Origin of the sequence: Arsukibacterium sp. (genome assembly GCF_041616895.1) — a bacterium.
Classification (GTDB): domain Bacteria; phylum Pseudomonadota; class Gammaproteobacteria; order Enterobacterales; family Alteromonadaceae; genus Alishewanella.
This window is the reverse complement of record NZ_JBFJPY010000096.1, coordinates 1-11,627: the sequence shown is the minus strand read 5'-3', so window position 1 is coordinate 11,627 and position 11,627 is coordinate 1. Positions and strand designations below refer to the sequence as shown.

Genomic DNA, 11,627 nt, shown 5'->3' with positions numbered 1-11,627 from the left:
GACAAATCAAGCACCATCTGGCGGATAATTGCCAGTTGCTGGAAGTCTTTTTTACCAAAGCAGGCAACATCAGGCTGCACCAAATTAAACAGCTTACAGACGATGGTCGACACGCCGCGAAAATGGCCGGGGCGGTTGGCGCCGCAATGCAAATCACCTAATAACGGCACTTCAACAAAGGTTTGGGCATCCAGACCACGAGGGTACATAAGCTGGGGGGTAGGGGTAAAAACCGCGTCAGCACAGTGCTGTATTAAGCCAGCAATGTCGGCATCAAGGGTGCGGGGGTAATTGGCCAAATCTTCATTCTGGCCAAATTGCATCGGGTTAACAAAAATGCTGACGATCACTTTATCGGCGTGGCGTCTGGCTACATCAACCAGCTGCAAATGGCCCTGGTGGAGGTTACCCATGGTTGGCACAAAAGCGATTTTGTTACCCGCGCGCCGCCAGCTGGCTATTTGCGCTCTAAGCTCATCAATGTTGGCAAGTATCTTCATTCAGTTGAAACTATGTTCTGTGCCGGGGAATACCTGGCTTTTTACTTCGCTGACATAGGCGGCAATGGCACTGCGGATCTCGCCGGTTTGCGCCAGATAATTTTTGGAAAACTTTGGAATATAGCCGCTGCTAATGCCCAGTAAGTCGTGCATCACCAGCACCTGGCCATCTGTGACATTGCCGGCACCAATGCCTATAACCGGTATCTTCAGGGCTTCAGTAATCCGTTTGGCCAGAGGGGTAGGAATACATTCGAGCACCAATAACTGCGCTCCTGCGGCTTCAAGCGCCAGTGCTTGTTGCAGCATGGCATCGGCCGCATCGCTGGTTTTCCCCTGTACTTTATAGCCGCCCAAAATATTTACCGACTGCGGCGTAAGGCCCAGATGGCCACATACCGGTACGCCCCGTTCGGTCAACGCTTTAATGGTTGGCAATAAAAAGTCGCCACCTTCTAATTTCACCATATTGGCGCCGGCCTGCATAAGTGGGGTAACACTCTGCATGGCTTGTTCTGGCGTGGCGTAACTCATAAAAGGTAAATCGGCAATTACGAAGGCGTCTGGCGCGCCAGCCCTTACACTTTTCGTGTGGTAGGCAATATCGGCCACCGTTACCGGCAGCGTGTCGCTATGGCCTTGTAACACCATGCCCAGCGAGTCGCCAATTAATAGAACATCGACGCCTTGCTCAGCAAATAACTTGGCAAAGCTGGCATCGTAGGCGGTCAGCATGCTGATTTTATCTGCCTGCTGCTTCATTTTCAGTAACACTGCAGTGGTGATCTTAGCCATATAGTTCTCGTCCGACCATTTATTCCGGGTGCGCAAGATCGCACAAAGTTAACGCAGCTGCAAGTTAGCCGCGACCACGTTATTCGTAAACAGTGGCGCTAAGTTTCTCCAGACCATTTAATGGCACCTGGCTTAGCAGGGTTTGCAGCGGTGTTCCGCAAGGCAGTATAAGCTTGGGGGCAATTTCAGCCAGCGGGTACAGCACAAACTCTCGCTTGGTTAAGCCGTAATGGGGCACCGTTAAGCGCGCATTATTAATAGTGTGGTTGCCATACAGCAAAATATCCAGATCAAGCGAGCGAGGGCCCCAGCGCTCCGCTTTTCGCTGTCGCCCTTGTCGCTGTTCAATCTGTTGCAGGGCGTCCAATAAGGCGAGGGGCGACAGCGTTGTAGTGACTTTTGCCACCGCATTAACGTAATCTGGCTGGTCTTGCGGCCCCATAGGCTTAGAGCCGTATAAACTGGACACGGCCAGCAGCGTGCTTTGCTCAAGCAAACGTAGTGCTGCTATTGCATTCTGTAACTGAATTACAGGGTTAGCTAAGTTAGCGCCTAACCCCAGATAAGCGTCGTGCTCCAGCACTGACGTCGCAACGGCCTCAGGCATCAGGCGTACTGCTGCGCTTTCGTTTATAGTTGTTACGACGCCGTTTTGGCCGGTCCTGACCTTCCCGCCCCAAACTATTTATCAACTCAAGCTTTTCAGCCTCGTCAGCAAATTGAAATTGCTGCCACCAGCTGGCCAGTTCCGTCAGACTGCCACCTTCAGCTTGTGCCCGTAACTGCAGAAAATCAAAGGCGCCACGGAACTTGGTTTGCTCCAGCATCTTGAATGCTCGCCGGCCACCGCGCTTGGTTAACCTGGACTGTAATGACCAGATATCGCGCATGGTTAAGGTAAACCGTTTTGGAATAGCGATAGTACGCTGAATATCATCCAGCACTTCAGTCATGGCGATATTCAGCGCATCAATATCGTTTAAGCCACTTTCTATCAGCAGAGTCTGACTGCGCAGTTCTACCGGGTACCACAGCATGGCGGCAAAAATAAAGGCCGGGGTGACAGGTTTATCAACAGCGACGCGCTGGTCTGTGTCTTGCAAAGCGTGAGTAACCAGATTGAAGGCTTTGCCCTCTGGCTCCTGCTTTAATATCTTATCGAGTTGCGGCATCAGCTGTTTTAAAATTCGGGTGTCACGCAGCAACATAAAGTTATCGAAGGCTTTGCCGGCCATCAGCATTTTTACCAGCTCGTCAAACAAGCGTGGTGCCGGAATATTTTTTAACAACACTGCCAGCTGACTTATTGGCGTCAATGCATCGGGCGCAATATCCATATTCAGTTTGGTCGCAAAACGCACTGCCCGTAGCATCCGCACCGGATCTTCCCGGTAACGTACTTCCGGGTCGCCAATAAGCTCTATGCGCCGCGCAGCGATATCCCGCATCCCGTTCGCAAAGTCGTAAATAGCAAAGTCTTTTACCGAGTAGTACAGCGCATTAATGGTAAAATCACGCCGCTCAGCGTCTTCTTCAATACTGCCGTAAACATTGTCACGTAAAATTTGCCCATGATCGCTTAAACTAGCGGTTTTCAATTTAGGTGCGGTGCTTTCTTCGTCCTCAGAACCACTGTGATGGCCCCGAAACGTAGCCACTTCAATAATTTCCCGACCAAACACCACATGAGCCAGCCGAAAGCGACGGCCAATTAACCGGCAGTTACGAAACACCTGTTTAACTTGTTCGGGATGAGCGTTGGTAACAACATCAAAATCTTTTGGTTTTAACCCCAGCAGCAAATCGCGAATACAGCCACCCACTAAATACGCCTCGAAACCGGCATCTTTTAACCGATACAGCACTTTTAATGCGCTGGGGCTGATATCGCGCCGCGAAACACTATGCTGGTCGCGGGTAATAACCTGCAATGGCGGTAATATGGAGCTGGCTTCCGCCTTGGGAACGGAAGCGGTAGCAGCAGGTTTAGTCGCAGCAGGTTGTTGCTTTTTATCGCCCTGAGGCTTGCCGCTAAGGGTTCTGCGGCAAAAATCTAACACACGCGAAATTATGATATCTCTCCTGAGCACTTACCAGCCTGAACGGCGACATTGGCTTCTGACTTAAAAAAACGGCTAATAATACCGCAGCACGCGGCAAAAAAGAATTAATCTGGCGAAAATCAGCCAAAATCGGGCGCTAAAACTTCCAGCGTTGCTGGTATATCCGCCGGTTGCCAGTGCTTAAGAGCAAAGGCCAGTTGCTCCGGGGCGGCGGTGCGCTGCAATTCTGCAGGTAAATGCAGCCCCAGGAAAGCTAACGCCCTGGCCATCGTATAGCTAGCCGGCCAGTTGCTGAGCGCTGTTGCATGGTTTTGCTTACTGAGCTTATGGCCAGGTGCAGTGACGGCCAATGGCAGATGACCGTACACCGGCGCCTGTGCCCCAAGTAAGCTGAATAAATGTTGTTGGCGTGGTGTCATACTGAGTAAGTCGGCACCGCGGATCACTTCAGTAATGCCCTGATCCCAATCATCCACCACGACTGCCAGCTGGTAGGAAAATAAACCATCGCGGCGCAGTACTATGTAGTCTTCCTGTGCCAACTCGGGGGCAATACGTTGCAACCCCAGTAACCTATCGTCAAACTGGTTGGTAACCTGCTTACTGCGCAATCGCCAGCTTAATGGCTCTGGGTTTTTTATTTGATCCAGGCCGAGATTGGCGCACACCCCCCGATACACGCCGCCAGAGGCATTAATTTGTTTTCGGGTACACTGACAACCGTAAATCAGGTTTTGTTGTTGCAACTGGCTGAATATTTCACGGTAGCGCTCGGTTCTGTTGCTTTGATAAATGACCTCATCGTCCCACAGCAAACCATGCTGTTCCAGTGCACTTTTAATAGCGCTATCCGCACCGGGTCGAACTCTGGGGGTATCAATATCTTCAATTCGCAACAGCCACTTACCGGCCTGGCGTTTGGTAAACAGATAGCTACCTACTGCCGCCAGCAAGGAGCCAAAATGAAGGGGGCCAGATGGAGAGGGGGCAAACCTGCCAACAGCTTTTGCTGCTGGCGTGCTTAAGTTTGTTAACACCGCGACAATGGCTGCAATTAGCCGCCTAACTGCTTTTCTTTAATTTCAGCCAGCGTTTTACAGTCGATACATTGATCTGCAGTTGGTCGGGCTTCCAAACGTTTAATTCCTATTTCAATCCCACAGGTATCACAGAATCCAAAGTCGTCATTTTCAATTTTTTGTAAAGTTTTTTCAATCTTTTTCAATAGCTTACGCTCGCGGTCGCGGGCGCGTAATTCCAGGCTGAACTCTTCTTCCTGTGCTGCCCGGTCAACCGGATCAGGAAAATTGGCCGCTTCATCCGCCATATGCGTTTTGGTGCGGTCAACCTCTTCGCGAAGTTGTTGGCGCCAGGCGTCAAGAATTTTGCGAAAATGCTCGAGCTGTTTCGGGTTCATGTATTCTTCCCCGACCGCTTCCTGGTAAGGTGCAACACCGGCCAGTGCCAGTAACCCTAATGTCTTAACATTCTTGCCTTCTGGCATGATCATCTCCTGTACAATACTGCCAAGCAAAAAAAGTGGCGGCTATAGATAGCAGAATATTGCCATCACCGCAATCACTAATAAAAAAGCCGGCGAAGTATACAGATTGTGGCTGGCACCGTCACCTGTTTTAACTTTCGCTGCCGTCATGGCTAAAATGCTGTGAAGTATAACCTCTGATCGCCGCGAAAATAATGCACTGTGACGCCCTATTAACGCGATCTGCTCGTGGTCAGTCGTTGCGCTATGTTACACTTCGGCTGATGAAACTTAGCCATTGTCGCTGATAAGTTCGATGAAATGGGGATTACTATGTCTGATTTAAAGTCTAATTCAACATCTGATTTGTTACACGTTAGTATTGCTACAGATAAAGCAGCACAAAAATGGGGCAACAATGCGCTGTTAAGTCCGTCAGCAGAGGGATACCAAATTCATTTAGTAGGATCTGACCCCTTGCGTAATATGCAAAAAGCAGCTCGCAGCCTGAGTAATCTTGGCATTAGCCAGTTGCAGTTATCCGGCAAAGGCTGGAGCAAAGATTTGCAATGGGCATTTTATCAGGGTTTTTGTACTGCCAAAAAACATGATGGTGTTGTTTTTAATAATGAGCAGGGTGAAGCTAAACAGCTGGAGCAACTGGCGACGTGTTTTAGCTTTGCTAAAAAAATGATCAATGATACACCTGAAATGCTATCACCGGTAGCATTAGCCGAGCAGGCTGAAGCGTTTATTCGCGCTGTTGCACCAGAGGGTAGTGTTAGCAGCGAGTTGATTACCGGTGCAGATTTGGCCGAAGCCGGTTGGCACGGTATTTATCAGGTTGGCCGCGGCAGTACCCGGCCACCGGCATTACTGATACTTGATTTTAATCCGTCGGCAAAGCCGGAAACTGCAGTGGCTGCTGCGCTGGTGGGTAAAGGCATTACCTTTGACAGTGGCGGTTATTCTATTAAGCCAACCGAAGGTATGGCGACCATGAAATGTGATATGGGCGGTGCCGCTACGGTCACTGCTGCTCTGGCATTGGCAATTATGCAGGGCCTTAGCCAACGGGTAAAACTCATTTTATGCTGTGCCGAGAACCTGATCAGTGGCCACGCTTATAAGCTGGGCGACATTATTACTTATAAAAACGGCACCACAGTTGAAATTGTTAATACTGACGCTGAGGGCCGGCTGGTATTGGCCGACGGTCTGATGTGTGCAACAGAAAGCAAGGCATCACTGATTATCGATGCGGCCACCCTGACCGGTGCGGCTATGGTAGCCGTAGGGGGTGAATATAATGCGTTATTTGCGCTGGACAAACCGTTAGCAGCAAGAGCGCTGCAATATGCAGAGGATGAACAGGAATCAACCTGGCAGCTGCCGCTGGAGAAATGGCATCAGCAACAATGCCCGTCACCTTATGCCGATACGGCCAACAGTCGGCCGGTGAAAGGCGGAGGCGCCGGTGGCGCCAGCAATGCAGCTGGTTTTTTAAGCCGCTTTGTGGCAGAGGATGGTAAAGGCTGGTTACACTATGACTTAGCCGCGGCATTTAATAATTCAGCCAACAGTTACTGGGCGGCAGGCGCGACTGGTCATGGTATTCGTAGTATCGCTACCACCTTACTTGCTGAAACAAAAAGGTAAGTAATAGCACAGTGATCAGCAACCAGGTTAGCCCGGGATTACCGGTAGCAGCAGTGTTACCGGAGCTCTGCCAGTTACTGACTGCTCACAACCGGGTGATTTTGTCGGCGCCACCCGGCGCCGGTAAATCGACCTGGCTGCCGTTACAGTTGCTACAACATAGTGCTTTTGCAACCAGCCAAATCATTATGCTGGAACCACGCAGACTTGCCGCTAAAACTATTGCGGCTTATCTGGCGCAGCAGCTAAATGAACCGGTAGGCCACACTGTCGGTTATCAGATCCGGCATGACAGCTGTCAGTCTGCGGCCACCCGGCTACTTATTGTCACCGAAGGTATTCTTACCCGTAAATTACAACAAGACCCCGAACTGGCTGGAATAAACCTGCTTATTTTTGATGAATTTCATGAACGTTCGTTGCATGCTGACTTGGCACTGGCGCTAAGTTCAGAAGTGCAACAACTGCGGGACGATCTGAAAATTCTGGTCATGTCGGCTACGCTGGACGTTGCGGCGCTGGAGCGTTATCTGCAGGCACCGGTTATCAGCAGCAGCGGCCGCAGTTATCCGGTCGATATTCAGTACATTAAACCAGGTACCGAGCCTATCGCCATTCAGGCGGCCCGACAGGCTATCACGGCTTTCCAGCAGCAGCCCGGTAATATTCTGGTCTTTTTGCCAGGGCAGGCCGAGATTAACAGAGCAAAAGAATATCTGGCTGGCCAGGCGTTGCCAGATAATGTGCAGGTGTTTTCACTGCTTGGCGCCTTATCTCTGGCTGAACAGCAGGCTGCGATAGCGGCACCTGCTGCCGGGCGCTATAAAATTGTGCTGGCAACGAATCTGGCTGAAACCAGTTTAACCATTGAGGGGGTTAATCTGGTGGTGGACACCGGCTTGTGCCGGCGTGCCAGCTTTAATCCCCGTCACGGTATCAGTAAGCTTGAGACCGTGGCGATTAGTCAGGCTGCGGCTGTACAGCGTGCAGGCAGGGCTGGGCGGCAAGCACCGGGACGTTGCTATAGAATAGACACCGCTGAACTATGGCAACGAAGAGCCGCGTTTGAGCCAGCGGAGATTGAGCTGGCAGAGCTGACACAGTTGCGACTGGAGCTTGCCGTATGGGGCGCTCAGCCTGCTGATATAAACTGGTTAACCTCACCACCAGAGGCACACCTGGCTGCCGCGAGCCAACTTTTGCAGCAGTTTGCTGCACTGGATGAGCACGGCGTAATCACGTCTTTTGGTCGGCGCTTGTATCAAACCGGCAGCTCGGTACGCCTGGCTAATATGATGCTGTATGCTCGTGAACACGAGTCAGAGGCACCAGGCCTGAGCTGGTTATCTGCTTTACTGGCAGCACTGTTAGAAGATAGCCGTAACTTGCAGGCTAATCTGGAGCAGCAACTGCAAAGCGTGGCACGTAACAAGCATTTACCACAGCATCAGCAGGCGAGGCAATTCGCCCGGCGCTTAGGCGCGAGCGTCAATGGCAGTAATAATTTACCGATGCAATGGCTTGCTAAGTTGTTGCTCAGAGCGTTTCCTGACCAACTGGCGCAGCGCCGGGGCCAGGGCTATTTACTGGCAAATGGTGTAGGCGCAAGCCTGGCGCCGGATCATCCGCAACAAGATAAAGACTATCTGGTGGTTTTGGATATTCAGCAATGGCAGCAACAAAATCGCATTCGGCAAGCCGTTGCCATTGAGCTGGACGACATATTAGCCGATTGGCAGTTGCCGTGGCAGCTGAGAACGGGCTGGCAGGATAAAACTGCCAGTTTCAGTAGCGAACGTCAGCGTTGTTTTGGCCAGCTGGTATTACAACGTCAACCGGTACAAGGAGTAGTTACTGCGGCTGAGCGACAACAGGCCTGGCTTGATTACCTGAGCCGGCGCGGACTGGCAGAATTGACCTGGTCTGAGGCAGCGAACAGTCTGTGTGCACGGGTGCAATTACTTCGCCAGTATTACAGTGCGGCACCCGGTAGCGCAACGCAAAAAAGCGCAACCCAGCCAGATGTGAAGCATTGGCCTGATTTTAGTCAGGCAGGTTTGCTGGCAAACCTGAACCAGTGGTTGGCACCCTATCTTGGTAATATCAGTAAAAAAAGTCAGCTCACGCAATTAGAGCTGGAACCCATATTGTTGGCGCAGCTAAGCTTTTCGCAACAACAAGTGTTAAATCAGTTATTGCCGGGGTACTGGCAAACCCCTACCGGCAGCCGGTTAAGCATTGATTATCTGCACCCCGGTGGGCCACAACTTTCAGTCAGAGTTCAGGAAATGTATGGTCAACTCACCACCCCTATGGTGTTAAATGGCACTATTGCGCTGACTATTGCCTTGCTGGCGCCGGGGCGACAACCGCTGCAAGTCACCCGCGATTTAACCAGCTTCTGGCAAAATAGCTGGCAGGATGTTAAAAAAGAAATGAAAGGTCGTTACCCCAAACACTACTGGCCCGATAACCCGGCCGAAGCTCAGCCAACAACAAAAACGAAAAAGGCGATGTTACGCGATGTCAACCCGAAGTAAAGGCGCTGGAACGTCGAAAGTGAAAATTCGGCCATGGTGGCATAAATCATTAATTACGCTTGGTAAGCTGGCTTTGGTCACCTTGTGCGTATTGCTTACCTATCTGATTTATCTGGATAGTAAAGTCACCCGTGCCTTTGCCGGTCAGAAATGGCAGGTGCCGGCGCAAATCTATGCCCGCAGTCTGGAGCTGTATCCTGGCAAAGCATTAACCTCAGTGCAGCTGCAAGCCGAGCTGGAACAGTTGCAGTACCAACGTAATCCGGCGATGACGGCTGCTGGTCAATACAGCGTATCGCGCAATCATGTCACGATATACCGGCGCGCTTTTACCTATATCGATGGCATGGAACCTGAGGCCCTTTTCAGTGTGGAATTTAACAGCAGTGGTATTAACCGCATTCGTTACCGCCAGCAGCAGGAAGTTAACTTCGCCCGGCTGGAACCGCAGTTAATAGAGCATATGTTGTCGCCGCATCAGGAAGACCGCGAACTGGTCAGGTTAGAGCAAGTGCCAGGCTTGCTGAAAGAAGGCTTGTTACTGGTTGAAGATCGGGATTTTTATCACCATCGTGGGGTGTCACCGCTTTCCGTATTGCGGGCATTATGGGCCAATATCAGTGCCGGGCGCACGGTGCAGGGGGGGTCTACACTCACCCAGCAACTGGCAAAAAATATGTATCTGACCAGTGACCGTACCTTGCTGCGTAAAATTAACGAAGCGATGATAGCGCTGATCCTGGACTACCGTTTTAGTAAGGATCATTTGCTGGAAGCTTATCTGAACGAAATATTTCTGGGCCAGAATCATGCAACTGCGGTGCATGGGTTTGGTTTGGCCAGCCGGTTTTATTTCGCCAAACCGATAACCGAGCTGCGACCGGATGAAATGGCGTTAATGATTGGCATGCTAAAAGGCCCGTCCTATTATGATCCAAGGCGCTACCCGGAGCGAGCTGTTAACCGCCGGGATTTAGTGCTCAGGCTTATGTTCGAACATCATTTGCTTACTGGTGAGCAGTATCAACAGGCGCTTGCTCAGCCGCTGCAACTGGTTGCTCGTGGCCAGTATCTGAATGCGCGTTTTCCTGCCTATCTGGATGCGGTTAAAAAAGAATTACGCCAGATTAATTTTGACCAGCAGTTATTAAGTAGTGGCATCAAGGTATTTACCTTTTTAGATCCCAAAGCGCAGCAGCAAGCCGAACAGACCGTGACAGAGCAATTGCAAAATAAGGATGAACAGTTGCAGGCCGCCATGATGGTAGTAAACTATCAGCACGCCGAAATACAGGCTTTGGTAGGAGGCAGGGAGAGCGGATTTGCCGGCTTTAACCGGGCATTAGATGCCAGACGGCAAATTGGCAGTATAATCAAACCGGTTATTTATCTGGAAGCGCTTAATCAGCCTGGCCGTTTTTCGCTGGCGTCAATCCTGCAGGATCAACCCCTTAGTTTACGTTCAAATAATCAGGACTGGCAGCCTCAGAATTTTGATAAAACCTTCCGTGGCCCGGTAAATTTAGTTACGGCATTAACCGACTCCCTTAATGTGCCCACGGTGCGTTTAGGTTTACAACTGGGGATGCCGGCGATCAGTGACGGTTTACGCAAGCTGGGGCTGAATCGGCGGGTCAATTTGCATCCTGCTGCATTGCTTGGTGCCGTGGAACTGAGCCCGATGGAAGTCAGTCAGCTTTATCAGACCATTGCCAACGATGGGGTGTATCAGACGTTAGCGACCGTGCAGGCGGTAACGGATCAGGATGGTCATCGCCTTTATCACCGTTCAGGTCAGCGTTACAGCCGCTACCCGGCGACCAGTATTTATTTGCTGCAGCATGCATTAATTTCGGCAACGCAAACTGGTACAGCCAAAGCGTTGCAATATGCGTTGCCCACTACCATGTTTGCTGGAAAAACTGGCACCTCCAGTGATTACCGGGACAGTTGGTTCAGTGGTTTTGATCAGCAAACACTGGTGACAATATGGTTGGGACGTGATGACAACAAGCCGATAGGGCTGACGGGTAGCAGCGGGGCCTTACCCTTGTTTATTGATTATTTTAAAGCTCAGGGAGCCCAGTCAATAATTCAGTATCTGCCCGATCAGGTTCAGGTGCAGGCGTTTTCAGCAAGTAGCGGCACACCCGTCGCAGAAACTTGCGCTAACATATTGTTATTACCAGCGATATCAGTTGAAATGCAGCAGCAATTAACCTGTGATGATTCTAATTAACGATTAACATAAAGGGTACGGCAAACTCACAACTATGGAAATTAAACCCGAACGAACGCTCCAGGTGGGTGAATGGCATTATCTGGCAAAAGAAGACAAGCTGGTGCAGCTGGATGCGCATGGCAAAATTATTGCCACCGCTGATTTAGATAATCTTGGTCAGAAGGTTGTTAACTACTTTATCGTTCATGCTGGAAATCTGGTCACCAAAGACCAGTTACTGGCGGATGTTTGGGGGATCCGGGATGTTTCTGACGGCCGGGTAATGCGGGTGATCCGGGCGATCAGAATTGCGCTGGACGATGACAGCCGCCAACCAACCTATATTGAGACCATTCCTAAGCGGGG

General features: G+C 50.7%; 10 protein-coding genes. 4 read left to right on the top strand and 6 right to left on the bottom strand.

The features are described 5' to 3' along the window. The 6 genes from panC to dksA all read right to left on the bottom strand — a co-directional run. A partial coding sequence (panC, locus tag ABY802_RS13795; protein ID WP_372627707.1) for a pantoate--beta-alanine ligase occupies window positions 1-500 on the bottom strand: 500 nt, incomplete at its 3' end. Then, window positions 501-1,295: a 3-methyl-2-oxobutanoate hydroxymethyltransferase gene (gene panB / locus ABY802_RS13790; protein ID WP_372627706.1), complete on the bottom strand. Its 795-nt coding sequence runs from the start codon at window positions 1,293-1,295 to the stop codon at window positions 501-503. Window positions 1,296-1,374: 79 nt separating this feature from the next. Continuing rightward, entirely contained in the window at window positions 1,375-1,902 is a 528-nt protein-coding gene (gene folK / locus ABY802_RS13785; RefSeq protein WP_372627705.1) for a 2-amino-4-hydroxy-6-hydroxymethyldihydropteridine diphosphokinase, read from the bottom strand. Beyond that, window positions 1,895-3,355 carry a polynucleotide adenylyltransferase PcnB gene (gene pcnB, locus ABY802_RS13780; protein WP_372627704.1) on the bottom strand — a complete coding sequence of 487 codons (1,461 nt, stop codon included), beginning with the start codon at window positions 3,353-3,355 and terminating at the stop codon, window positions 1,895-1,897. The genes folK and pcnB overlap by 8 nt, the downstream gene beginning before the upstream one ends. A gap of 122 nt (window positions 3,356-3,477) precedes the next feature. Further along, window positions 3,478-4,395, bottom strand: coding sequence for a tRNA glutamyl-Q(34) synthetase GluQRS (gluQRS, locus tag ABY802_RS13775; protein ID WP_372627703.1), 918 nt, complete (start codon window positions 4,393-4,395; stop codon window positions 3,478-3,480). 17 nt (window positions 4,396-4,412) lie between these two features. Continuing rightward, window positions 4,413-4,862 carry an RNA polymerase-binding protein DksA gene (gene dksA, locus ABY802_RS13770; RefSeq protein ID WP_290614121.1) on the bottom strand — a complete coding sequence of 150 codons (450 nt, stop codon included), beginning with the start codon at window positions 4,860-4,862 and terminating at the stop codon, window positions 4,413-4,415. A gap of 312 nt (window positions 4,863-5,174) precedes the next feature. Between dksA and pepB the strand changes: the two genes are divergently transcribed. The 4 genes from pepB to ABY802_RS13750 all read left to right on the top strand — a co-directional run. Then, complete coding sequence (gene pepB, locus ABY802_RS13765) at window positions 5,175-6,500, top strand: aminopeptidase PepB (protein ID WP_372627702.1); 1,326 nt, start codon at window positions 5,175-5,177, stop codon at window positions 6,498-6,500. An 11-nt stretch (window positions 6,501-6,511) separates the two neighbouring features. Further along, entirely contained in the window at window positions 6,512-9,040 is a 2,529-nt protein-coding gene (hrpB, locus tag ABY802_RS13760; RefSeq protein WP_372627701.1) for an ATP-dependent helicase HrpB, read from the top strand. Then, on the top strand, window positions 9,024-11,279 hold the full coding sequence (mrcB, locus tag ABY802_RS13755) for a penicillin-binding protein 1B (RefSeq protein ID WP_372627700.1): 2,256 nt from the start codon (window positions 9,024-9,026) through the stop codon (window positions 11,277-11,279). The genes hrpB and mrcB overlap by 17 nt, the downstream gene beginning before the upstream one ends. A gap of 34 nt (window positions 11,280-11,313) precedes the next feature. Then, window positions 11,314-11,627: transcriptional regulator (locus tag ABY802_RS13750; protein WP_372627699.1), on the top strand; the 314-nt coding region annotated here is incomplete at its 3' end.